At 40.1% G+C, this 24,356-nt stretch carries 24 protein-coding genes; 1 reads left to right on the top strand and 23 read right to left on the bottom strand.

Features of this window, described 5'->3' with window-relative positions; translation table 11 throughout:
• Positions 1-8: 8 nt before the first annotated feature.
• From CLOL250_RS07050 to glgA, 12 genes are all read right to left on the bottom strand, one after another.
• A complete protein-coding gene (locus tag CLOL250_RS07050) occupies positions 9-731 on the bottom strand; it encodes a Stp1/IreP family PP2C-type Ser/Thr phosphatase (RefSeq protein WP_008401585.1) in 723 nt (240 codons plus the stop codon).
• Positions 732-745: 14 nt separating this feature from the next.
• Entirely contained in the window at positions 746-1,831 is a 1,086-nt protein-coding gene (gene rlmN / locus CLOL250_RS07045; RefSeq protein ID WP_008401584.1) for a 23S rRNA (adenine(2503)-C(2))-methyltransferase RlmN, read from the bottom strand.
• 49 nt (positions 1,832-1,880) lie between these two features.
• A complete protein-coding gene (gene rsmB, locus CLOL250_RS07040; RefSeq protein ID WP_008401583.1) occupies positions 1,881-3,230 on the bottom strand; it encodes a 16S rRNA (cytosine(967)-C(5))-methyltransferase RsmB in 1,350 nt (449 codons plus the stop codon).
• Positions 3,223-4,176 carry a methionyl-tRNA formyltransferase gene (fmt, locus tag CLOL250_RS07035; RefSeq protein ID WP_008401582.1) on the bottom strand — a complete coding sequence of 318 codons (954 nt, stop codon included), beginning with the start codon at positions 4,174-4,176 and terminating at the stop codon, positions 3,223-3,225. Before fmt ends, rsmB begins: the two co-directional genes overlap by 8 nt.
• Positions 4,177-4,216: 40 nt before the next feature.
• Complete coding sequence (gene def / locus CLOL250_RS07030; protein ID WP_008401581.1) at positions 4,217-4,678, bottom strand: peptide deformylase; 462 nt, start codon at positions 4,676-4,678, stop codon at positions 4,217-4,219.
• Between the two features lie 14 nt (positions 4,679-4,692).
• Positions 4,693-6,945 carry a replication restart helicase PriA gene (priA, locus tag CLOL250_RS07025; RefSeq protein WP_008401580.1) on the bottom strand — a complete coding sequence of 751 codons (2,253 nt, stop codon included), beginning with the start codon at positions 6,943-6,945 and terminating at the stop codon, positions 4,693-4,695.
• Positions 6,902-8,401 (bottom strand): UDP-N-acetylmuramoyl-L-alanyl-D-glutamate--2,6-diaminopimelate ligase, encoded by a 1,500-nt coding sequence (locus tag CLOL250_RS07020; RefSeq protein ID WP_008401579.1) that lies wholly within the window; start codon positions 8,399-8,401, stop codon positions 6,902-6,904. The genes priA and CLOL250_RS07020 overlap by 44 nt, the downstream gene beginning before the upstream one ends.
• Before the next feature lie 64 nt (positions 8,402-8,465).
• Positions 8,466-8,708, bottom strand: coding sequence for a DNA-directed RNA polymerase subunit omega (gene rpoZ, locus CLOL250_RS07015; protein ID WP_044945455.1), 243 nt, complete (start codon positions 8,706-8,708; stop codon positions 8,466-8,468).
• A gap of 32 nt (positions 8,709-8,740) precedes the next feature.
• On the bottom strand, positions 8,741-9,361 hold the full coding sequence (gmk, locus tag CLOL250_RS07010) for a guanylate kinase (RefSeq protein WP_008401576.1): 621 nt from the start codon (positions 9,359-9,361) through the stop codon (positions 8,741-8,743).
• Between the two features lie 5 nt (positions 9,362-9,366).
• On the bottom strand, positions 9,367-10,245 hold the full coding sequence (locus tag CLOL250_RS07005; protein ID WP_008401574.1) for a YicC/YloC family endoribonuclease: 879 nt from the start codon (positions 10,243-10,245) through the stop codon (positions 9,367-9,369).
• Positions 10,246-10,313: 68 nt separating this feature from the next.
• Positions 10,314-12,062 carry an Rqc2 family fibronectin-binding protein gene (locus CLOL250_RS07000; protein WP_044945453.1) on the bottom strand — a complete coding sequence of 583 codons (1,749 nt, stop codon included), beginning with the start codon at positions 12,060-12,062 and terminating at the stop codon, positions 10,314-10,316.
• Between the two features lie 144 nt (positions 12,063-12,206).
• Entirely contained in the window at positions 12,207-13,643 is a 1,437-nt protein-coding gene (gene glgA / locus CLOL250_RS06995; protein WP_044945451.1) for a glycogen synthase GlgA, read from the bottom strand.
• Positions 13,644-13,871: 228 nt separating this feature from the next.
• On the opposite strand from glgA, the gene CLOL250_RS06990 reads away from it, so the two are divergent.
• On the top strand, positions 13,872-14,186 hold the full coding sequence (locus tag CLOL250_RS06990; RefSeq protein ID WP_008401569.1) for a DUF1292 domain-containing protein: 315 nt from the start codon (positions 13,872-13,874) through the stop codon (positions 14,184-14,186).
• Here CLOL250_RS06990 and CLOL250_RS06985 read toward each other — a convergent pair.
• The 11 genes from CLOL250_RS06985 to CLOL250_RS06940 form a co-directional block, all read right to left on the bottom strand.
• Positions 14,183-16,201, bottom strand: coding sequence for an ATP-dependent helicase (locus CLOL250_RS06985; RefSeq protein WP_008401567.1), 2,019 nt, complete (start codon positions 16,199-16,201; stop codon positions 14,183-14,185). The genes CLOL250_RS06990 and CLOL250_RS06985 overlap by 4 nt on opposite strands.
• A 107-nt stretch (positions 16,202-16,308) precedes the next feature.
• Positions 16,309-16,812, bottom strand: a complete 504-nt coding sequence (locus tag CLOL250_RS06980; RefSeq protein WP_008401566.1) for an SEC-C metal-binding domain-containing protein — start codon at positions 16,810-16,812, stop codon at positions 16,309-16,311.
• A gap of 54 nt (positions 16,813-16,866) precedes the next feature.
• Positions 16,867-17,115 (bottom strand): hypothetical protein, encoded by a 249-nt coding sequence (locus CLOL250_RS06975; protein WP_008401565.1) that lies wholly within the window; start codon positions 17,113-17,115, stop codon positions 16,867-16,869.
• A complete protein-coding gene (locus CLOL250_RS06970) occupies positions 17,115-18,431 on the bottom strand; it encodes a replication-associated recombination protein A (protein ID WP_008401564.1) in 1,317 nt (438 codons plus the stop codon). Before CLOL250_RS06970 ends, CLOL250_RS06975 begins: the two co-directional genes overlap by 1 nt.
• A gap of 9 nt (positions 18,432-18,440) precedes the next feature.
• A complete protein-coding gene (locus tag CLOL250_RS06965; protein ID WP_008401563.1) occupies positions 18,441-18,833 on the bottom strand; it encodes a response regulator in 393 nt (130 codons plus the stop codon).
• An 18-nt stretch (positions 18,834-18,851) separates the two neighbouring features.
• Complete coding sequence (locus tag CLOL250_RS06960; protein WP_008401562.1) at positions 18,852-19,439, bottom strand: TetR/AcrR family transcriptional regulator; 588 nt, start codon at positions 19,437-19,439, stop codon at positions 18,852-18,854.
• Between the two features lie 148 nt (positions 19,440-19,587).
• On the bottom strand, positions 19,588-20,520 hold the full coding sequence (locus CLOL250_RS06955; RefSeq protein ID WP_008401561.1) for a DUF5688 family protein: 933 nt from the start codon (positions 20,518-20,520) through the stop codon (positions 19,588-19,590).
• Between the two features lie 306 nt (positions 20,521-20,826).
• On the bottom strand, positions 20,827-21,888 hold the full coding sequence (gene hisC / locus CLOL250_RS06950; RefSeq protein WP_008401560.1) for a histidinol-phosphate transaminase: 1,062 nt from the start codon (positions 21,886-21,888) through the stop codon (positions 20,827-20,829).
• A 103-nt stretch (positions 21,889-21,991) separates the two neighbouring features.
• Complete coding sequence (locus CLOL250_RS14165) at positions 21,992-22,117, bottom strand: hypothetical protein (protein ID WP_274922253.1); 126 nt, start codon at positions 22,115-22,117, stop codon at positions 21,992-21,994.
• 187 nt (positions 22,118-22,304) lie between these two features.
• Positions 22,305-22,652, bottom strand: a complete 348-nt coding sequence (locus CLOL250_RS06945) for a hypothetical protein (protein WP_147554307.1) — start codon at positions 22,650-22,652, stop codon at positions 22,305-22,307.
• A 323-nt stretch (positions 22,653-22,975) separates the two neighbouring features.
• Positions 22,976-24,325, bottom strand: a complete 1,350-nt coding sequence (locus CLOL250_RS06940; RefSeq protein WP_008401555.1) for an MATE family efflux transporter — start codon at positions 24,323-24,325, stop codon at positions 22,976-22,978.
• Positions 24,326-24,356: the final 31 nt, after the last annotated feature.

Below are 24,356 nucleotides of genomic sequence, written 5' to 3'. Positions count from 1 at the left end.
ACCTCTCACTATTTTACAGCTACCACTACGGATATATTATCTCTACCACCATAGTAATTCGCTCTGTCTATCAACTTTTCAACCGCTGCTGTTATATCCCCGCTGCTCTCCAACACGATTTCTTTTATCTCATCATCCTCAAGCATATTAGAAAGACCATCTGAGCAAAGAAGGATTCCATCCCCCTGTTTCATCTCTAATTCAAAAAAGTCTGTCATAATCTTGTCAGATATTCCAAGTGCTCTAGTAATAATGTTCTTTTCCGGATGGTTACGTCCTTTATTTCGATCAAGCTGACCGGAACGGATCAGCTCTTCAACCAGTGAATGATCCATCGTTACCTGCCGTATCTCATCATCTATGAAATACAATCTGCTGTCACCGATATTTGCTACATATAATATATCATCCTCACATACAGCAGCTACAAGGGTCGTTCCCATTCCCTTCCAATCCTCATTTTCCTTTGCCATTTTATATATCTTGTCATTGGCATACAGAATCGCTCTTTTTAGAACGGATACCGAGTTATTTATTGCACTCTCTTTTATATATTCAGTTACACATTCTATCGCAGTCTTTGATGCAACATCTCCTGCCTTATGACCACCCATTCCGTCTGCCACTATATAAAGATTGGGTAATGGTCCGATCGGCTCATCTGTAAAGAAAATGCTGTCCTGATTCTGAACTCTTTTCTTACCGATGTCGGTTCTTCCATCAGATCTCATTTGCTGCCTCCCGTCTAAAAAGTATCTTTTGCTTCTTCATATTTTCTCCGAAGCTGACCACAGGCAGCGTCAATATCTCTGCCCATACTCCTTCTTATTGTAACATTTATATCTTTCTTTTCAAGTATATATTTGAATTTTTCAACAGAATCATTGAGAGATCGACAATACTTTCTCTCCTTTATCGGATTTACCGGAATCAGATTCACATGTCCGTGCATATTCTTAAGAAGCTCAGCAAGCTTATATGCATGTTCCGGTGTATCATTTTCATCTTTCACCAGTGAATACTCGAAAGTAACCCTTCTTCCTGTTTTTTCAAAATAATACCGACATACATCCATCAATTCTGCAATTGAATACTTATTTGCGATTGGAAGAAGTTTTCTTCTGTCTTCATCAGTCGGACTGTGAAGGGATAATGCAAATGTAATAGAAAGGCCTTCATCTGCCAGTCTTTTTATCTGCGGAACCAATCCACAGCTTGAAACCGTGATATTTCTCTGACTGATGTTCTTACCCTGCTCATCATTGATAATGCGAATGAATCGGATAAGATTGTCATAATTATCAAGTGGTTCCCCTGTTCCCATTACAACGATATTCGATACACGTTCACCCGTGATCCGTTCGATCGCATAGATCTGATCGAGCATCTCAGACGCCTCCAGATTACGGATCAAGCCACCGATCGTAGATGCACAGAATCTACATCCCATACGGCATCCGACCTGAGAAGATATACAGACAGAGTTGCCATGCTTATATCTCATTAATACGCTTTCCAACACATTTCCATCCTGTAAACGAAACAGAAATTTATTTGTGCCATCCTGTTTTGACACCAGTCTGGTCACTTCTTCCACACCATACATGTGCTGCTTTTTGATTTCTTCAATTAATTTTTTCGGAACATTGGTCATATCTTCCGCATGTGCTATACCTTTGGCATGAACCCATTCAAATATCTGTTTTGCTCGAAACGCCGGCTGTCCTACTGATTTTACCCAGACCGCAAGTTCATCAAACATCATGGAACGGATATCCAGTTTCTTTATATCTTCTATCTCTGTAAACATACTCTTTTCTTCCTGAATCATGTACTGATAACACGAGAAGCTCAACTCCTCTGTGTCATTCTGTCATCTATTATTTTTTTCTTCGTAATCGCGAAATAAAGAATCCATCACAATGATCAATTCCCTGCAAAAGCGTGATATATCCTTTTTCTCCACGTTCTTTCAACTTCTCCGGCAGATATGGTGCAAGACTTTCCAGATAATACTCCTCGTGCCTTTTTAAAAATATCTCTACATTTTCTTCATTCTCTGTCCGATCAATTGTACAGGTGGAAAAAATTAACGTTCCACCCGGTTTTACATAAGACGCACAGGCATCCAGAATATTCTTCTGTATCTCGGCAAGTTCACTTATCGAGTCTGCCGTCACATGATATTTGATATCATTTTTTCGTGCCATAACACCCAGTCCGGAGCATGGAAGATCCGCAAGAACGACATCTGCTTTTTCTATCATTTTCGGATCAGTTTCCATTGCATTCCATACCTTAGTTGTCACATTATGAATCTCTAATCGGCCCAGATTTTCTTCCAACTTATCGATCTTTTCTTCTGAAATATCCCTCGCATACACATGTCCCTGCTCTCCGGTGCGTTCTGCCGCATACATGGTCTTTCCTCCCGGAGCCGCACAGACATCAAGGATCACATTTCCCGGTCTGATTCCTGCTGCAAGCACCTGCAAACTGGAACTCTCATCCTGAACCGTAAACAGGCCTTCATGAAATCCCGGAACCATACGAATATAATCATATCCCGAAATAATAAGAGAGGTCGGATTATAATATCCTTTTTCTACCTTTATGCCCTTTTCAATCAAATTATTCCGAAATTCCTCAAGTGTTGTATGCATAGTATTCACACGAACCGTCGTTCCGCGATTTGTTTCACCCGCCTGCAGAATCTGTTCTAACTGTTCTGCACTGTAATCATTTAACAGGAATTTTACCAGTTCCTCCGGAATCGAATATTTAACAGACAGATACGCTTCTAGACCATCCTCTTTTTTCGGAAAGATGATAGCTGCTTTATTTCTGCACACGTTTCGAAGGACACCGTTCATATAGCCTTTTAATGTCCGAAATCCTCTTTTAGCAGTCAGGTTCACATATTCATTACAGGCTGCCTCATCCGGAACAGAATCCATATAAAAGATCTCATAAGCAGCCATCCGTAAAATACAGCGGATGACCGGTTTACATTTTTTTACTTTTACTTTTGAAAATTGATTAAGAATATAATCCAATCTGATTTTCTGCTCTGTTACACCTTCTGTCAACCGACCGATGTAAGCCCTCTCTTTTTTATTCATAAACTGGTTTGCCCGGAGTGCTTCCCCTAATGCTTCACCGGCAAATCTGTCATTTTTTTCAATATCCAGCAGAATATCCAGAACTATCTCTCTTGAAGTTTTACTCATATACCATCTGACCTGTCTTAAGTTTATTTCCTGCAAGAAATGCTGCACAATCCATCGGTTTCTTGCCTTCCGGTTGAAGCTTTCTTATCGTTAATGCTCCACTTCCACATGCAACCGTAAAGTTTTTCTTCGTCACATGAACGATCATCCCCGGTACGATCTTTGTTCCATCCTCTAATGTCTCCTCTGTCTGTTCACATACAGAAGCCTCATAGATACGTACCGTCTTCTGATTCATTTTCATATAAGCAACCGGCCATGGCTGCAATCCTCTGATCAATCGTTCCAGTGAAGCTGCATCTTTCGTAAAATCAAGCTCACCCTGCTCTTTCTTTAACATGGATGCATAGCAGCTTAAGGAATCATCCTGCGGGGTTCGTACTGCTGTATGATCCGCAAGCTTTGTAAGCGTAGACAGGATCAACGCTGCACCTGCATCAGCAAGTTTATCATGAAGTGTAACACCGGTATCTGTATCTGTGATCGGAACAACCGTCTTCTCGATCATATCTCCGGTATCAAGTCCTTTTGCCATATACATCGTTGTGACACCGGATTCCGTCTCACCATTGATAATAGCCCATTCAATCGGAGCGGCTCCCCTGTATTTGGGAAGCAGGGACGCATGGATATTAATGCAGCCATACTTTGGAATATTCAAGATTGATTCCGGCAATATCTGACCATAGGCCGCAACAACGATAGCATCCGGCTGATAGTCCCTGATAATCTGAACATTTTCTTCTTCCCTGAGTTTTACCGGCTGATAGACAGGTATATCAAGAGAAAGAGCCTTTTCCTTAACAGGTGTCGGCTGAAGTGTCTTGCCCCTTCCTTTTGGCTTGTCCGGCTGTGTAAAACATGCAAGGACATTATGTCCTGCATCTACGATCGTCTGTAATGGTTTTACTGCAAATTCAGGGGTTCCCATATATATAATATTCATACGACTGTCTCTGCCTCCTTATTATTATCTGCTTACTTTTCTATTCTGTCTCGTATAAACCATCTTCTACTTTATCTTTATATAAGATACCCTCCAGATGGTCTGTCTCATGGCAGATTGCCCGTGCCAGAAGGCCTTCACCTGTTACCGTGATCTCATTCATATCACGATCCAGTGCTTTACAGACAACATGCATCGGCCTTGTCACCTGTCCAACCTTTCCCGGAAGGCTCAGACACCCCTCGTCTCCGGTCTGCTCACCGGACGTCTCTATAATCTCAGGATTAATAAGCGTCAATGGATGCTCATCTCCGATATCAATTACAACGATCCTCTTTACAATTCCAACCTGTGGCGCTGCAAGTCCGACACCATTCGCCTCGTACATGGTATCAAACATATCATCGATCAACTGGGATAACCGTGGTGTCATCTCCGTAACAGGCTTACATTTCTTTCTTAAAACGCTGTCGCCATCGATTCTTATCTTTCTTGTTGCCATTTTTCATTCTCTCCTTAATACATATTTAATGGATTAAAGTCAAATTGCAGACTAAAATCCTGAAGTTCTTTTTTCTCTGATACATATATTTCAATCTGGTCTTTTAAAGCCACCAGCTCATTATACCGATAATTCTTAATATAGACAACCCTTCTGTAAATATCTCGTATCTTTGCTATTACAGGTGCCGATGGCCCGATTATTCTCATATCCCGGTCATTTTCTGAACAGCTTCTGATATTTGAACAGATATCTTCCGCCATTTGATCCAGAAAAGTCTCGTCGGAACATACCATCAATACCACCATCATATTCCATTCCGGCGGATATTTCATAAGTCCACGGTACGCTTCTTCTTCCTTATAAAAATCCAAATAATTCTGAGCTGCTGCTGCCTTTATCGCATAATGCTCCGGCTTATAAGTCTGGATCACGACTTTACCCGGCTGTGTCCCTCTCCCGGCTCTTCCGGCCGCCTGTGTGATCAGATCAAAGGTACGTTCTCCTGCCCGGTAATCATTCTGGAATAAAGTAAGATCTGCAAGAATGATTCCAACCAGAGTTACATTCGAAAAATCATGTCCCTTTACGATCATCTGAGTTCCAACCAATATATCCGCTTCTCCGTTTCCAAACTTCTCTAAGATCTGTTCATGTGCATCCTTCGCTGCCGTTGTATCCTTATCCATACGAAGGACTCTCGCCTGAGGAAATAACCGCTGAACCTCCTCCTCAAGCTTCTGGGTTCCTGTTCCGTATCCACCGATCAGCCCGGAATGACAGGACGGACATACTTTTGGCTGAGGCATCTGGAATCCACAATAATGACAGATCATCCGGTTATTTTCATGCCTGGTCAGGCTGACATCACAGTGCGGACATTTAAGTGCCTCACCACAGTTTCTGCATGAAACGAAGCTGTTATATCCTCTTTTATTGATAAATAACATTACCTGCTGCCTGCGGGCAAGCCGATCCGCGATATCATCTGCAAGCTCCCTGCTTATGATAGATCGGTTTCCTGCTTTTAATTCCTTTCTCAGGTCAACGATCGATGTCTTTGCGAGCTGTCCGCTTCCCGCACGTTCATGCAGTTCAAGCAAACGATATGTCCCGTTAAGTGCCCTGTGATAACTCTCAACGGACGGAGTTGCCGAACCGAGAAGCACGCTTGCATGTTCGAGCTCTGCACGTTTTACTGCAGTCTCCCTCGCATGATATTTGGGTGGGTAATCACTCTTATAACTTGTCTCATGTTCTTCATCTATAATAATGATCCCCAGATTCTGAAATGGGGCAAATAATGCAGAACGCGGGCCTATCACGACATCTACATCTCCATTTTTCGCGCGCATAAACTGATCATATTTTTCTCCGTCACTTAGCCTGGAATTAATGATAGTCACCCGGTCACCAAAATAATTTCTAAAATAGCGGACTGTCTGATAGGTAAGGGCAATTTCCGGAATCAGTATGATCGCCTGTTTTCCCATCTCAATTGTCTTTTTTACAATTTTAACATAGACTTCCGTTTTCCCACTTCCGGTAATTCCATGTAGCAGATATGTTTTCTGTCTTCCCTGTTCCATATCACCAGTCACTTCATCTACAACTGCCTGCTGTTCATTATTTAAAGTGATCTGAAAATTCTCTTTATAATCATAAACACCTGCTGTCCGATACCGTTCTTTACTGATTACAGTAATTACACCGTCCTGCTGCATCGTTTTAAGTGTAGCCGGTGATATATTCCATTTCTGCTTCACGACATCCATCGAAAGATATCGTTCCGGCGTTTCTTCTAACGCCTGTAACAGACGCAGTTTTGCCTGTGCATGTTTTCTATGATATTGCTCCCTGATATCTGCCAGATGCTCTGTATCCATATTCTCCGCAAGCACCACGACCTGATCTACTAATTGTCGAATTGTTTTTTTTACCGGCATTACCGTACGGATCGCATTGATCATTGTAGATCCATAATTCTCACGAATCCATGCCGCAAGCGCAAGCAACCGCCCTTCCACAGGCACGGAACGATCACAGAGTTCTGAAATCTCCTTAATCCGATCCGGCTGATACTCTGTCTGATCTGAAAATCCGATCACATATCCGGTTCGAAGATGATTTCCCCTGCCAAATGGGATCTTAACCATACTGCCAAGCCGGATATCTTCCCTCAGGCCATCCGGTATTCTGTATTGAAATGGACGATCAATAGCTTCATGCGAAATATCGATTATTATATCCGCATATCTTGGTAACATCTTCTTCCTCCAGTACCTCTCTGATCAGGTCTCTCTCATCCATATGATGCTTTACGCCCTTGATCTCCTGATAGTCTTCATGTCCTTTCCCGGCAAGCACGATCACATCTCCCGGTTCAGCATTCATGATCGCATACCGGATTGCTTCCTTCCGGTCAATAATCTCTACATACTTTCCTGTAGTTTTATTGATTCCTGTCTTTATATCATTAATGATATCCTGTGGTTCTTCAAATCTTGGGTTATCGGAAGTAATGATCGTAAGATCTGCCATATTACCAGACACTTCACCCATCTCATATCTTCTCTCTTTTGAACGGTTACCACCGCAGCCAAACAGACTGACCAGTCTTTTCGGCTTATACTCTCTTAATGTCTCCAGAATGCTCATCAGGCTTACTGCATTATGGGCGTAGTCGATCATGATCGTAAATTTGTCCGATATCGGGATCAGTTCTACCCTTCCCTTTACCTTGATCGTTTTCAGGATCTCTTGTATCTTGTCAAATGGAACACCCATCAGATCTGCAACTGCAATAGCTGCCAGGGAATTATAGATACTGAAATTACCCGGAAGATTGACCAGCACATCTCCATCTAACTTTCCTGACAAATGATAACCGATACCGAGATGACCATCTTTATTATACAGATTATGGTTATTTGCCTTATAATCATAATCGCCATTAATTCCATATGTTACAATCTTACAGGTTGCATGTTCTGTCATTGTATCTACATGTGGATCATCTGCATTAAAAATGCCAATTTTACACATTGTGAATAATTTGCTTTTCCACATCGCATATTCTTCAAATGTCTTATGTTCATTTGGTCCGATATGATCTCTGGAAAGATTTGAAAAGATTCCATAATCAAAATCAACCCCGGCCACACGGTCAAGCATCAGCCCCTGTGAAGACACCTCCATAACAACACTGTCTAATCCGTTGTCAACCATATCCTTTAATTTCTTATGCACGATCATGGATTCCGGTGTTGTATTATTTGCTGCCGTAACATTATTGCCGTCAATAATCTCTATCGTTCCGATCAGACCGGTCTTATGTCCTGCACTCATTAGCATCTCGCGAATCATATATGTCGTTGTTGTCTTACCCTTTGTTCCTGTGATACCGATCACTGTCAGCTTGGATGAGGGATTTCCGTAGAAATTGCTGCTGACGATTCCCATTGCATATCTCGTACTGTCTACCTTTACGATCAGTACTCCCGGAACCGGCTCTACATCCTTCTGAACGACCAGGCAGACTGCTCCCTTATCAATTACATTCTTTACATAAGCATGTCCATCAAAGTTTGCCCCGACAATACAGAAGAACAGCCCCTGTTCCCCTACTTTTCTGGAATCATTATAAATCTCTTTTATCTCAACATCTTCGTCTCCGCAGATTACTGAATACTGTAATCCTTTTAACAATTCTCTTGCTTTCATATGCCGCTCTCCTTTTTATAAAAGAAAAAGGCTGCGCAAAACTGCAACAACCTCTTTTTTCTGATTAGTTCTCTTCTTCGTCATCGCCAACAATCTTTACTTTGCCGCTGTAAAGCTCATCAACTGCTATTGATAAAGGCTTATTGCTTGCTGTATTTACAAGTGGCTCCTGTCCTGCGATTATCTCTCTTGCACGCTTAGCGGTTGCAAGCACGATAGAATATCTACTCTGAACTACCGGATGTTCTCCCGGTTCAACCTCTGAATTAACAACTGCCATTAAGTCTGTGTATGATGGATGTAACATAATATTATATCCCCTTTCTGAATTTATTTTTCTTACCAGATGCCTTTCAGGTCATCCCTTATTTCTTTTATATATGCCTTATTATTCGATGTTCTGCATGCATATCCTACAATTACTGAATTCACCGTCTGTATGCACTCCTCCAGATCATCATTGATAACAATGTAGTCATATTTATCCATGTCTGCTGATTCTTCTGTTGCCTTCTTTAAACGCTTCAGTATCACATCTTCTGCTTCTGTACCTCTTCCACGCAATCTGTCGCGCAGACTGTCTATGCTTGGCGCGCTGATAAAAATCAGCAATGCATCCGGGTACTGTTCTTTAATCTTCATAGCACCCATAACTTCTATCTCAAGAATAATGTTCTTACCCTGATCCAGACTTTCTTCTACAAACTTTCTCGGTGTTCCATAATAATTCTCAACATACTGTGTCCACTCGATAAATCCACCGTAATCGATCAGATTTTCAAACTCACTCTTGTCCATAAAGAAATATTCTCTTCCATGTTCTTCACCGGCACGTGGACTTCTTGTTGTTGCTGATATAGATAATTCATATCCGTAATCAGATACCAGTCTTTTTACGACCGTTCCTTTTCCAACTCCCGAAAAACCCGAAATTACAATTAACGAACCTCTGTTTCCCATCTTTTTTACTCCAAATTCTGTATCTGTTCTCTGACTTTTTCGATATCTGTTTTTAATTCGATCGCCCGGTTCGATACATCAAGAGAATTCGCCTTGGAAAGGATCGTATTCGCCTCTCTGTTCATCTCCTGTGCAATAAAATCGAGCTTTCTTCCGACACTTCCGCCTGCCTCCAGTATCTTTCTGGTGCTGTCAATGTGGCTCTTTAATCGAACCGTTTCCTCATCTACACATATCTTGTCCGCATATATAACTACCTCAGTCGCAATACGATTCTCATCAATAACTGAACTGTCAACCAGTTCTGAAATCTTATCGATCAGCTTCTGTCTGTATGCTGTTATTAGCTCCGGAGAAACTTCTTCGATATAATCAACTGCAGCCGTCATATTATCAAGCTTCTCCAACAGATTAACCTTCAGGTTCTCACCTTCCACCATTCTTGACTTCACAAACTTATCAGCCGCCTCGTCAAGTGCACCCTGTATCAGGCTCCATAACTCATCTTCATCTACTGTCTGCTCTTCCAGAACAAAAATCTCCGGAAGTCTGCATATAACCGATGGACTGATATCATTTGTAAGATTGAAATCTGCTGCCATCTGATTCATATAGCCAACATATTCCTCTGCCAGCTCCTTATTATATTTTACTGAGACATTTGTCTCGGTCAGATCTTCATAAGTGATAAAGACATCTACCTTACCACGTTCTATATACTTCTTTAAATATGCTCTTATAGTTGTTTCAAAAAAACTCAATTTCTTTGGTGTTTTTACATTGATCTCGCAAAACCTGTGATTAACAGCCTTAATCTCCACAACTATCTTACGGGCTCCGGAAACAACTTCGCTTCTTCCAAAGCCTGTCATACTCTTAATCATAAAATCACATTCTCCTTAAAACAATGGATACTATATTATACTTCAACCACTATAAAAAATCAAATATTTTATCTGATTACCTCTTCTATTCCGTGTATCGTCGGCTCGGCTATCATAGAATAGTTTGTATGATAAATTACAAATCCGGGTTTTGCCCCTGCCGGTTTTTTCAGATTCATCCTTTTTGTATAGTCGATCTCCACCTTTGGATTTTCTCTGCCGGAGGAATAATATGCCGCAAGCCTTGCCGCCTCTTCATAAGTCTGGTCCGGAAGTTCTTCCGCTCCCTCCATCCGTACGATCACATGTGATCCGGGCATCTTCTTGGCATGGAACCACATATCTCCACCATTTGCAAACTTAAAGGTCAGTTCATCATTCTGCAGATTGTTCTTTCCGACATACATATGAAAGCCGTCAGACGAAATGTAATGATACGGTTTACTCTTATTCGTATGCTTGTCCCCCTTTTTTCCGTATCTGCCTTTGATATATCCGCTTATCATAAGCTCCTCTTTCACTTGTGCCAATGCATTCTCATCCAGAGTCATATCGATAAATGCCTGAACCGACTGAAGATATTCCAGCTCATGTCCCGTCTCAACAATCAGCTTTTCTAATGCTTCATACGTCCTCTTCTGTTTATTGTACTTTGCAAAATATCGTTTGGCATTTTCAAGCACCGATATCGTTGGATCGAGTGGAATCTCAATTTCTTCATTCGTATAATAATTCAGTGCATGGAAGCTCTTTGCTCCCTGCGCCACTCCATATCCATAGGTATTGATCAGCTCACCATATACCTTATATTTCTCTCGGTCTTCGGTATCCTTCATCTGCTTTAACTGCAGATCATATTTCTTGCTGGTTCTTTCGATCGCAGTTGAGATGATCTTCCGCAGGTCTGCCGACTTCTGCCGGATCCTTGTTACCTTGCTCTTCTTAAAGTAATACTCATCTAAAACCTTTGAAATTTCATCCTTATCTTCTGCCTGATAGTCCTGATACATACTGAGTCTTACCGATGAAAATTCAACCGGAACATACCCGTCATATACAATATTCGGCACATAGTTTTCTGTATTAATATCGGAAAACAGTTTCTCAAATTCCTGATACAGCTTCTCTTTCTGAACATCCGTTAACGCTGCTGTTGACTGTCCGCCATCAATCCCCGCGCGATAACAAAGCTCATTTGCGATCAGCGGTGAAATACCTGTAACAGAGGAATAAATTGCCTTTGTGACAGTTACCGGTTTTGTATATACCGTAGATATAAAATAATCCCGGTCTGCATCATATGGGGGACGCTTATCACCGGACGGCGGATATACATACGCTTTACCCGGAAGTACCTCTCTTACCGAGCTTACCAGATGGGATATATGTTTGATACTGTCAATGATCATTCCATCCGCATCCGTGAAGATAATATTACTGTGCTTACCCATGATCTCTATGATAAGTTTCTTTCTGCACAGATCTCCCATCTCATCAAGATGCTCGATCGTGAATTCCACGATACGTTCAAAACCCGGCTGGCAGACATCTACGATTCTGCCATTTCCGATATGCTTACGAAGCAGCATACAGAAATTCGGAGCTGTCATCGGATTCTCCTTCGGCACCTGCAGCAGATAGATCAGAGGTAGACTTGCATCTGCAGATAACAGTAAGCGGTAATTCTCCCTGTTGTTTTTTATAATAATATTCAGTTCATCATTTTCCGGCTGATAGATCTTATAGATCCTTCCATCCACTAATTTCTTTTTCAGATCACTTACAACATTTGATATTACAACTCCGTCAAAAGCCATATGAAACCACCTTTCCTGCGCAGATCCGCATATTTTCATATTCACGCAGCTTGTCTCTCCGTTCTGCGGTAAAAAGGCAGAAAATGTATCGCAACATCTTCTGCCTGATTTTTCATTTATGAAAAATAAGTTTGTTCGTTCATTTTATAATGAATTATACAGATCATTATAGATCTTTGCTGAATTATACCATGAGTAATCCATTCTCATGCCACGCTCCTGAATACCATACCATGCGTCTTTATTATTATAATAAACTTCCTTTGCATAGTTGATCGCATCAAGCAACTCATATGCATTGTAATTTGCAAATGAGAAACCTGTTCCTGTATTCTCAAACTGATTGTATGGTTCTACCGTGTCCTTAAGTCCTCCTGTCTCTCTTACGATCGGAACTGTTCCATAACGAAGTGCCATTAACTGGGTCAGACCACATGGCTCAAATCTGGATGGAACAAGCATAACATCACAGCCAGCATACATCTTATGAGATCTTTCATCCGAATAATAAATATTCGCTGAAACCTTTGCCGGATGAATGCCCTGATAATAACGGAACATATCTTCATATCTGCTATCTCCGGTTCCGAGAACGATAAATTGGACACCATCGCAACAAATATCATTCATAATGCGATCAACCAGATCCAGTCCCTTCTGGTCTGTCAGTCTGGATATGATACCGATCACAAACTGCTTATCATCCTGTGGAAGTCCACATTCCTTCTGAAGTTCAACCTTATTGATCTTTTTCAGTTCACGGAAGTTATCTACACTGTAATTCTTATATACCTGTGGATCTGTTGCCGGATTCCATACATCATAATCAATTCCGTTTACAATTCCCCAGAGTGACTGCCATCTTGCACTCAGAAGTCCATCCAAGCCTTCACCGTAATATGGTGTCTGAATCTCTCTGGCATATGTGTTACTTACTGTTGTGATCTTGTCTGCATATACAAGACCGCCCTTTAACATACTTGCATCTTTTCTGACTTCCAGCTTATCCGGTGTAAATACATAATCCGGAAGACCGGAATCCGCCTTGATCGTATCGATATCCCATTTACCCTGAAACTGTAAATTATGGATCGTCATAACCGACTTCATTCCACTGAAAAACGGATTTCCGGCAAATAATGTTTTCAAATATACCGGAACCAGACCCGCCTGCCAGTCATGGCAGTGCAGGATATCCGGCTGAAATCCAACTGCCGGCAGGATACATAACGCTGCCTTTGAAAAGAAGCTGAACTTTTCAATATCCCACTTTACATCTCCATATGGAGTGAAGCCATTGAAATAATATTCATTGTCAATGAAATATACTTTTACTCCTTCGTACTCCAGATACATAACCCCAACATAATCATTCTTGTATCCAATATCCATATAGAAATGAGTCAGGTACTGCATCTTTTCTCTGTATTTATTTGGAATACAAAGATAGTTTGGCATAATAACCCGAACATCATATTCATTTCTGTCAAATATTTTTGGAAGTGTTCCTACAACATCCGCCAGACCACCCGTTTTGATAAATGGCACACACTCTGAAGCAATATAAGCAACTTTCTTCATCTTCTCTAATTTCCTCCCATGGAATAACTCCAAAATAATATTAATTTTATCATATTTATACATATAATTCAATGAATAAAGCACCTGCATTTTATTGCTTTATAAAAATTTGGATGTAGACTTTTTGTTATTTTTCCATTATCATGGAATTATCCGGTCAATATGATTTTAAATGATAACAACATATCATAAAGTTACCGGTAATTTTATTTGATAAGGAGATCAAACATGTCAAAACAGAATGATGAAGAATTAGATGATATCGAAATGATGTCCCTTGAACTTGATGACGGAACAAAGCTCGAATGTGAGATTGTTGCAACCTTCGATGTTGAAGATACCTCTTATATTGCTTTGCTTCCTATAGAAGCACCGGAAGGCTACGATGATGACGAAGTCCTTGTATACCGCTATATCGAGCTTCCAAATGACGAGTTCACCTTAGAACCGATCGAAGACGAAGAAGAATTTGATATTGTCGCAGATGCTTTTGATGAAATCTTAGACGAAATGGAATTCAATTCCATGTCTGAAGATGATTAGTCATCTTCAGACATGGTAACCAGATTATTTTTAATCGTATATTCAATACTTAATGTTTTTGTGATCTGGTCTTTCTCAAAATAAACACAAATTTTTTTATCATCCACAAATGTTATGACACCTCTGCCATATCGTTTGTGGATGATTTTATTTCCAATCTGCAGCATATCATGATCAACTACCATCTCTGTGACAAAACGCGATATCCGGGCTGTCTTTCCATAAACCACCTTAGGTACATAGATATATAATCCGTACCGTGCTCTGGTAACTGCAACATAGAACATCCTACGCTCTTCTTCTAATTCAGCATCCGCAACCGACTTCTTATGAGGGGTCATCCCCTCTACCGCATTCATGATAAATACCTGATCAAATTCCAGACCTTTTGCCCCATGCATCGTAGCAAGTACAACTGCATCCCTGGTGTGATCCGTCGTTTTCATCTGTTCCTTAAGCTTTATCCTGTATTCATTTAAAAAATTAAACCATTCAATAAAAGAATCCGCATCCCGTGCCATTTCCTGAAATTCATCCGCAATATCCATATACTCCTGCGGATTAATCCCTCTGTATGAGGCATATTCCTTCAAATACTCGTCATACCCAACTGCTTTTCTGATATAATTAACCGCTGCATATGGCTTTAATTCTGCGATTCTTCTGAGATCTGCTTCCAGTGTTACCATATTCTGTACCAGCCTGTTATTATCCCTATAGAATTCTTTCATCCGTTCCGTATCAACCGGATCAGTCTCCAGACTTTCCCGGCTTACGTATCGATTCGGACGATTTATAATTCGTAAAAACAAAGCTCGTTCCCTGTTTCCAAGTGCTGCCTTTATATAATCAAGAATATTCACAACTACGAAATGTGACATCAGATCAGGTATACTATCCTTCACACGAAAAGGGATATTACTCTGCATCAGCTTCATTGCAAGTCCTGATGGTTCAGAATTTGTCCTGTAAAGTACAGCAATATTCGAATACGGGATTCCGTTTTGATTCATCTTCCGAATTTTCTGTACAATCCCGTCTGTTTCCTGTCTCATTCCATCCACTTCGATCACATGAACCCGTTCACACTGACTTTTTTCAAATGCCGAATGAATTGCCTTTTTATATCTTTCCTTATTATTCTTTATAATACGACAAGCAGATTCTACAATGGCACTGCTGCATCTGTAATTTGTATTCAGATATACCAGCCTTGTTCCCGGAAATTCATTTGGAAATCCAAGCATAAGCTTTGTATCCGCTCCACGGAACCCATAGACTGACTGATCATCATCCCCTACAGCAAATATATTCTGTTTCTTTCCAAGCAGAAGTTTTACGGTTTGGTACTGTATCCAATTGATATCCTGAAACTCATCGATCAGAATATATTGAAATCTCTGTTGCCACATTTTCCGAATATCCGATCTGTCACGAAGCAATTCATATGTAAATACAAGCATATCATCAAAATCGATTTTATTGTTTGCACGCAGGATCTCATCATATTCCCGGTAAGTGATTTGAAAATCATCTGCCTTCATATTCACTGAATGGTACTGTTCCACCGGTTTCATCTCACTTTTTACCAAGCCGATCTCTGCTATCACATTCTTTGCAAAATCATCCTGTCCGTTATATTCCATATTATGCTTTTCAATGATTCCATTTATGATCTGATACTTCTCTGATTCGAGTATAATATTGCTACTATTATATCCGTAAGCATGACGTAGGATCATGAAAAACACAGAATGAAATGTTCCAAATGTAACTCCATCGGAATAACCACTTATTTTCTCAAATCGTGTCCTCATTTCATTTGCTGCAGCTTTTGTAAATGTTATCACCAGAATCTGATTCCCGTTTATACCTGTCTGCTCCAGCATATATTTCACACGATACGTAATTACGGTTGTTTTGCCGCTTCCGGGTCCCGCCAGGACCAGCATAGGTCCATCTTCATACCGGATCGCATCTGTTTGTTCTTTGCTGAATTGCTGTTTCTTTTCCAATTGTTTCTTCCCTTCAACTGAAAAGAGAACAGGACGGATACCACCATCTGTCTGTTCTCTTTGTCTTTCCCTGTTATTGAATTCTGCTATAGTTACCCTGTAACTGATTATCTACCGCAGCACTTCTTATACTTCTTACCGCTACCACATGGACATGGATCATTTCTTCCAACCTTTGGAGGTTTTACAAGTGTTCTGGATGTCTTCTCTTTTTTATAAAGCTCGTCTCGCTTTTCTTTTGTAAAGATCTTATCCCATGCAGGTAATGTATATAACCATTCTGCATTACACCCAACCATATTCATATACAGTTTCTCATAATCAATACCCAGTGTTACTTCTGAATCCTCTGTTACATCATCCAGATTGTTAGATGTGATCAAACTGTCATCAATTCCATCCAGGAAACCGATCATTGTCTGAATGCTGACATTATACTTCTCTGCAAGTTCTTTCACAGTTCCTTTCACAGGATCTGCCTTTGGTGTTGCAAGAATTGTTTCATAGATTCCTTTTTCAGCCTGAAAATAATCAAACCAGAATTGCTTTCCTTCCGGTGTTCTGTCATCAAAACCATACGCATATTCGCGCCACTGTGATAATAAACTCATGTTACATACCTCGTTTCAATTTTTAAAACTTTATAGAGTATATCAGATTATACCTTATTTTTCAACATTATTCTTTTTTGTTTCGACGTCTGACCCGGTCTGATTCGCAAGTTCTTTTCCTTTTGCTGTAAGCAGCCTTGTGACCAGACTGATTCCATAAAATAGTACCGGTACCAGAATACACAGAAACAATGCTGCCGAAAAATATTCACTTCCTGTTATCCCAAGGATAAACGCCCAAACAACCAGTCCTAAGATCACTAGGATCATAAGAAAAGCTGCTATCCGCTTTATTATCTCCATTAAAGTCCTTCCTTTATCTTCTTAAAATATTGTTTTATATTCTGCTCATATCCGTTATCCGACGGCTCATAAAACTGCCTGTCCGCAATCTCATCCGGCAGATACTGCTGTTTTACATAATGATTGGGATAATCATGTGCATATTTATAACCTGTATGTCCAAGCTTCTTCGCTCCGCCATAATGTGCATCTCGAAGATAGACCGGAACCTGCCCCGACTGTTCATGTTCTACGACATCCTTCGCAGAAAAGATCGCATTCACAATAGCATTGCTCTTTGGAGCACACGCCACATATATAGCTGCATGTGCCAGTATGATCTGTGCCTCCGGCATACCAACCCGTTCCACTGCCTGCGCACATGCCGTTGCAACACAGATTGCATTCGGATCTGCATTTCCAACATCCTCACAGGCACAAATCATAATTCTCCTGGCAATAAACGTGATACTCTCACCACCGTAAAGCATCTTAGCCAGATAGAAAACAGCTGCATCCGGATCTGATCCACGCATGCTTTTTATAAATGCTGATATAATGTCATAATGATTATCTCCGTCTTTATCATACCGAAGTGCCCGCCGCTGAATACATTCCTCTGCTACTGCCAGAGTTATATGAATCCTGCCGTCCGCTGCCGGCTCTGAAGAAAGCACGCCAAGTTCCACTGCATTTAATGCACTTCTGGCGTCTCCCTCCGACATATCACTTAAGAACTCTACCGCATCATCATCTATACATACATTAAAGGCTCCCATGCCCTTCTGGTCATAAACAGCCTTTAAGATAATGTCTTTAATGTTCTCTTTTGATAACGGCTTTAGCTCGAATATATTCGACCTCGAAATCAAAGCTCCATTCACTTCAAAATATGGATTCTCCGTCGTGGCACCGATCAATATGATCGTTCCATCTTCAACAAACGGCAACAGATAATCCTGCTGCGATTTATTAAACCTGTGAATCTCATCGATAAACAGAATCGTACGCCTGCCATACATAGCTTTCGTATTCTTTGCTTCCTCGATGATCTGCTCCATATCCTTTTTACCGGAAGTTGTCGCATTGATCTGTTTGAAATCCGCTTTTGTCGTATGCGCGATCACCATAGCAAGTGTTGTCTTTCCTGTCCCCGGAGGTCCATAAAAGATCAATGAGCCCAACTTATCCGCCTTGATCGCACGATATAACAATTTATTCTTACCTATGATATGTTCCTGTCCAATTACTTCGTCCAGATTTTCCGGGCGCATTCTCTTTGCCAGTGGAGAATCATCATCCTTCTGATTCTCTCTCATATAATCAAACAAATCCATCTATCTGTCCTAAATTACATCCAATTTCTTAAGAATATCATTCAACTTCATAATATCAATCGGCTTACAGATGTATTCATCATAATCATCACTTGCCTGATTGCTGTCAAAACTTGTTTCATCCAAAGCACTGGTCATTATTACCTTGGAACGTAGCATTCTGGATACCCCGTGCTTTCTCTCAGCATTTCGAATCGATGCAAGTACTTTATAACCATCAATCTTTGGCATCATAATATCCAGACATACAAGTTCGAAGTTTTCGCCTTTTTCCAGGTGTTTTACAAACTCATCCACAGCTGCAATTCCATCCGGTGTAATAACAACCTCTCCGAATTTGCTTAAATATTTTGATAAAAACTTTGCATTTGCAACATCGTCCTCAGCAATTAAAATTCTCATGACAAACTTCCTCCTATACTAGAATTTCAGCATCTTTTCAATCTGGTTCAACATTTCCTTCACTTCCACACGAAATGTCTTCTTCGAATACTTTGTTCTTCGCTCCAGTAAGCCTTCAGTAAATATACCATTAAACATCAATGTCAGTTCTCTCGGGGTAAATACAGCCCGAATCTCTCTCTCTGCTATAGCATCTTCAAAAAGCTTACAGACAAATTCGTTTCTTTTCAGTATACATTCTGAGATAATCTCCCGTGTCTCACTTAAATGTAATAATTCCTCATAATGCAACATGATTGCTCCCATACCGATATAATTATCATAGTATGTAGCATATGTATCTGCATAAAACCTTAACTTATCCATATTTGAGCCACTCTGCTTTACTACCGTCATCTGAATATTTTTATCAAATACAGCATACTGCAGAACTACTTCTGTAAGTACTTCATCTATGCCCCCGAAATACTTATAAATTAGGGTTTCGGATATATTTTCTTTACGAGCCAGATTTTTCGTTGTCAGAGCGTTCAACCCTAGATCGCCGATCAATTCGACTGCCGATGCAACAATTTTATCTCTCCTTGATACATAATTTTCAGCCACACCGTTCTCCTCTCAACACATAAATTTACACCCAATACACCTTTTAATTCTATGTCATGCTCTTTCTTTTGTCAATACAGAGAATCATCCGTCCGTGCTGTTAGTTCTTTTGTTATTTATTTTTCAATGTACCTTTATACTTTGAGATCTATACCGGAACTGTTTCCTGTTCCGACCGGATCATCATTAGCCTTTTCGCCTTTCTACTGTACCGATATGCATTATAGGATAATATATCCGACTGGCTGATCACTTTGTCGTTTGCCTCCTGAACAATCTCGGTCAGCAACTCAGGATCATCTACTATAGACACCCCTGCAAATATCGTTTCATGAATACTGGATGGCAATACATATATATCCTCCCCAACCAGATCTGCACAATCCGCAAGCAGACCTTCATATAAAAGCGCCGCTGCTCCGTTGATCCCAAACGAATTAGACAGCACATAGAGTTTATCATCGTCCTGCGGGAAATCTTCTAATAAGGAATCCGGCACGTTTGCATGAACCTTCAGATAACGAGTAATCTTATCCATTACAGGAGGGAAAAGTCGTGGCGTATTCTTTGCTGCCAACTGATACAACAATTTCGTATCTACCCCCCATCGTTTCATATCATCCTCGGATACTACCGATGACGCAATCCCATTTTGACCGATATGGAAAACACAACGGAATACAATCGCCAGATCATAGAATGGCAGATATGGGACATTCTGCAGCATTTCTTCATTCATAGAATGGTTTATCAAGGTATAAAAGATTCTCTCACTTACCCAGTCAAAATCCAAATAATTTTTCACCTCTTCCCCGACCGGATTCTCCTTGCATCTTCCCTGATAGATTCGTTTGATCTTCAGTACAATGTTGTCAATCTCCTTTTTATCCACATCTTCTCTGTAAAAATCATTGATATAAATCGTAGGTGCCACCATCGTATGTGCCTGTCTTATATTAATTCCCGTCAGCATAATTCCATTATTCTTTACTATTTTATTCACGGTTATGTCCATATCATTCATCTCAAATACCTGAACCAACCCTGTTTTTATAGTTTCTGTAAATTCCTCAAAATTCATTTTATCTCTCCTTCGTAACTTATATTGAAACGTTTCGAAAATTGATAAAATCCGGATTTTTGTCTGAAATATTTCTGACTCCCATAATAAAAAGAGATTAGATTAAAGTCAACATTTTGCGTGTGCTATTTTGAGTCATTTGTGCTATATTAACACATACATATACGCAACGTGCATAACTGCGCGAAAAAAAATAAGCCAAAATCAAATCTGTTTTCTGATATTTTTATGAAAAACAAATCTTTCTTTTGGCTTATTTATTAGCTTTATACTATAATTGCTTTTAATTTTCAGTCATTGTAAATTTTAATTCTGCTTTGTCTCTACATATCCCTTTAAGAATGCAACAAATGCGTCCATCTCTGCGTCAGTTCCAATCGAGATTCTCAGATAATTGTCAATCCTTGGCTTATCAAAATAACGCACATAGATATTATTCTCTTTTGCCGCAGCAAAAATCTCCTTTGCAGGAATACTCTCATGTGTTGCAAATACAAAGTTTGCAGATGATGGCAGACAGGTAAATCCAAGCTCTGCGATCTCTTTCACAAATCTTTCTCTGGTTGCAATGATCTGTCCAACCTTCTCCCTGAAATATGCATCATCATGAATGGATTCTACACCGAGCACCAGAGACGGGCGGTTCATCGTATATGAATTATAGGAGTATTTCACATCATTTAAGGCTTTGATCAGTTCAGAGTTGCTGATCGCATAACCGATTCGAAGTCCCGCCATGGAACGTGATTTTGAAAAGGTTCTGACTACCACAAGATTGTCGTATTTGTCGATCAGCGGAAGTGCTGTTTCTCCTCCAAAATCAATATATGCCTCATCTACGATCACGATCACGTCCGGATTGTTCTTTATGATCTCCTCTACATGATCCAACGATTCGTAGATACCGGTCGGTGCGTTTGGATTCGGGAATACGATTCCACCGTTTTCGCCCTTATAATCATCTATCTTCAGACGGAAGTTCTCATCAAGTGGCATCTGCTTATATGGAATCCGGAACAGTTCTGCCCATACATCATAAAAAGAATATGTGATATCCGGAAACAGAATCGGTTTATCCGAATTAAAGAAGGTCAAAAATGACATTGCAAGTACATCATCGGAACCTACACCTACAAATACCTGTGATGCATCCACACCATGATACTCCGCCAGTGCGTCCACCAGTACGCTTGCCGTCGGATCCGGATATAACCGTAACAGATCCTCATTATCCTGAACCGCTTTTACTCTTGGAGACGGTCCATACGGATTCTCATTTGTATTTAATTTGATCACATTTGTATTCTTTGGCTGCTCACCAGGTACATATGGCTCAACCTGACGAATATTATCTCTCCATGATGCCATGATTTATCCTCCATGTTATCTCTGCTAATCAGCAGGTTATCGTTTTCAGTTGTCTATTCTATCATTTTGTAGGATGAGATACAAGATAGGAATCATCTGACACTTATTTATAAAAGGACTCTACGATTGCATCCACAACTTCTTCTTTGGACTTTTTACCATACAGATAATAGTCAGCATTCGTTTTAAAGGAATCGTAGATATTTTCCTTCTCAAATATCGGCGGCAAAATTTCCAACCGATCTGTATTCTGTTCTCTCTTATCATCAGCAAGCTTCTCATAACCAACAAGCTTACCTTCTTCATCCAGAACATTTCTGGCTGCAGCTCACTCATATCGTCAGATGCGGTAAGGGCATCACTGAGTTCCCTGCTGTAAAATTCTGCGATCAGGATTGCATTTTTATTTAACCGTTTCAGATAATAAAGCCGGTCATAACATTTACTATAGTCAAAAAACACCCGGATCCTGTTTTTGAATTATTGATATTATTATCAAGATAAGCGAATAATCCTCCATTTGGAAATAACTGTATCGTTGTATTCGATATCCAGCCAATCGTAGAATCATCTGCATACACGATTCCAAAGTCAGAGAAATTCTCCAGAATACCCAAATCATCCAGTCGGTTCTTGATCGTCTTCTCGGTCTGAAGCTTTTCAAATGTATCGAGAGCCGGCGCCGTTGAATCGAACTCATAATATAGCTCATCAGAGAATAACAATGCCGCCGTATCTTCTATCTTTCCAAGATAGCTATTCACATTATTAATCTGCTGCCTATTTCCTTGTGCAACCAGGTTAACAACCTTATTCTGCATCTCGTTTCAAGATTTTCTTGTTATTATAAATGAAACAACCCCTACTGTTATCGTGATCACAATAAAAAACAGCAGTATTGTCTTTGCCTTAATTTCTCGTATCTGAATTTCTGTTTTTGTATTTTCTGAAAATGCCATTTTCCGCTCCATATTCAAACTGACATACTACAACCTTCGTTCTATGCCGGGAATAGGTACATTCTATATCTGTACTGCCCGGATAGAAATATTATACTCAATTTTTCAGATATGGCGTATAAATCCTTTTATAACAGAATGTGTTTTTTCCAAATTCCGGCTTTGTAAAATAAAAATGATATTATAGCTCCAACGGCTGTCGCGATCGGTATAGATATCGCAATTCCTCTTACACCAAGTTCACAAAGAAATGCCAGAACATATGCTAACGGAATACGAACGATAAATGCAGATATCATATTTGTAACCAGCGTAATCCATCCATTTCCAGTTGCGGTTGAAACCGTATTAAATGACATGATAAATGGAAGTCCCACATATTCAAACGAAAAAGCAAAGATATACGGCATACCATAGACTAGGACATCTTCTTTTACGCCAAACAGATGAAATATCTGCTCCGGGAATATATGCATCAACGTAAACACGACCAAAGACACACCAATACAGAGAACCAGACAACAGTGCATAGTCTTTGATGATCGTTTCACATCTTTCTTGCCCATATTCTGTGCGATCATGGCTGATGCAGCCGAGCTGATCGCTGCTTCCGGAAGAATTGCAAATCCATTAAAGTTATTTACTATTCCTGCTGCAGCCGATGCTGCTACACCACCCGCCCTGTTAATGAATGTAGTCAAGATCAAAAACGAAAAATTTGTACCAACCATTTGAATACTAAGCGGCAATCCGGTACGAAGCAGAGTGTGGAATTCCTCTTTTATAAAATGAAAAGAAGATGGTTTGAAATCAAACATAAAATCATGATGTTTTAAATATATTATACAAAATAACATCGAACAGCCCTGTGCAAATACAGTTGCAACAGCAGCACCACCGGCTCCTAAATGACATCCGGCAACCAGCACCAGATCCAAAATAATGTTGATCACACATGCAATCATAACAAAGATCATCGGTGTCCGGCTGTCACCAAGTCCACGCATAATTGCACTTAATGCATTATAACCATAAATAAATAATAGGCCCAAAGTGCAAATAAACAAATACTGTTCTGCCTGTGAAAATGCCTCTTCAGGTGTATCAAGTAATCGAAGTAATGGCTGTTTTAACATAAATAACAGTACCATAAATACTGCTGCCATAACTGTCAATGTTATGAATAATGTACTGATCGCTCCATTAATCTTATCCTTACGTTTTGATCCAAGATAATTTCCAAGCATCACAGTTCCTCCGCCTGACAGTCCCGCGGCAAGATTTGTCAGGATCACAAGCACCTGGCCTCCGATATTAGCTGCCGATATGGAATTTGTTCCGCCAAAATGTCCTAATATGATCAGATCGATCAGGCTGTATAAGGACTGGATCAAATTACTGATAAAAAACGGCACAGCAAACCATACAAGCTGCTTCCAGATATTTCCTTTTGTAAGATCATGTTCAAATGTACTCATGTCTACATTCACCTCTTTTGTAATTAAAATG

This window comes from Clostridium sp. L2-50 (genome assembly GCF_000154245.1).
In the GTDB taxonomy this organism is placed as follows: domain Bacteria; phylum Bacillota; class Clostridia; order Lachnospirales; family Lachnospiraceae; genus Coprococcus.
Note: the sequence above shows the minus strand (reverse complement) of the source record. Positions and strands in the feature narration are given on the sequence as shown.

Coding starts and splice junctions, on each gene's coding strand:
- CLOL250_RS06990 (WP_008401569.1), top strand. CDS start 13,872: ATGTCAAAACAGAATGATGAAGAATTAGATGATATCGAAATGATGTCC.
- fmt (WP_008401582.1), bottom strand. CDS start 4,176: ATGAATATTATATATATGGGAACCCCTGAATTTGCAGTAAAACCATTA.
- rlmN (WP_008401584.1), bottom strand. CDS start 1,831: ATGATTCAGGAAGAAAAGAGTATGTTTACAGAGATAGAAGATATAAAG.
- rsmB (WP_008401583.1), bottom strand. CDS start 3,230: ATGAGTAAAACTTCAAGAGAGATAGTTCTGGATATTCTGCTGGATATT.
- def (WP_008401581.1), bottom strand. CDS start 4,678: ATGGCAACAAGAAAGATAAGAATCGATGGCGACAGCGTTTTAAGAAAG.
- CLOL250_RS06955 (WP_008401561.1), bottom strand. CDS start 20,520: ATGAATTTTGAGGAATTTACAGAAACTATAAAAACAGGGTTGGTTCAG.
- CLOL250_RS07020 (WP_008401579.1), bottom strand. CDS start 8,401: ATGAAAGCAAGAGAATTGTTAAAAGGATTACAGTATTCAGTAATCTGC.
- CLOL250_RS07050 (WP_008401585.1), bottom strand. CDS start 731: ATGAGATCTGATGGAAGAACCGACATCGGTAAGAAAAGAGTTCAGAAT.
- hisC (WP_008401560.1), bottom strand. CDS start 21,888: ATGGCATCATGGAGAGATAATATTCGTCAGGTTGAGCCATATGTACCT.
- CLOL250_RS06980 (WP_008401566.1), bottom strand. CDS start 16,812: ATGAGTTTATTATCACAGTGGCGCGAATATGCGTATGGTTTTGATGAC.
- CLOL250_RS06975 (WP_008401565.1), bottom strand. CDS start 17,115: ATGGAGATAATAAAGCGGATAGCAGCTTTTCTTATGATCCTAGTGATC.
- CLOL250_RS06970 (WP_008401564.1), bottom strand. CDS start 18,431: ATGGATTTGTTTGATTATATGAGAGAGAATCAGAAGGATGATGATTCT.
- CLOL250_RS06940 (WP_008401555.1), bottom strand. CDS start 24,325: ATGAGTACATTTGAACATGATCTTACAAAAGGAAATATCTGGAAGCAG.
- gmk (WP_008401576.1), bottom strand. CDS start 9,361: ATGGGAAACAGAGGTTCGTTAATTGTAATTTCGGGTTTTTCGGGAGTT.
- rpoZ (WP_044945455.1), bottom strand. CDS start 8,708: ATGTTACATCCATCATACACAGACTTAATGGCAGTTGTTAATTCAGAG.
- CLOL250_RS06965 (WP_008401563.1), bottom strand. CDS start 18,833: ATGAGAATTTTAATTGCTGAGGACGATGTTGCAAATGCAAAGTTTTTA.
- CLOL250_RS07000 (WP_044945453.1), bottom strand. CDS start 12,062: ATGGCTTTTGACGGAGTTGTAATATCAAATGTTGTAAGTGATCTGAAA.
- priA (WP_008401580.1), bottom strand. CDS start 6,945: ATGTTACCAAGATATGCGGATATAATAATCGATATTTCGCATGAAGCT.
- CLOL250_RS07005 (WP_008401574.1), bottom strand. CDS start 10,245: ATGATTAAGAGTATGACAGGCTTTGGAAGAAGCGAAGTTGTTTCCGGA.
- glgA (WP_044945451.1), bottom strand. CDS start 13,643: ATGAAGAAAGTTGCTTATATTGCTTCAGAGTGTGTGCCATTTATCAAA.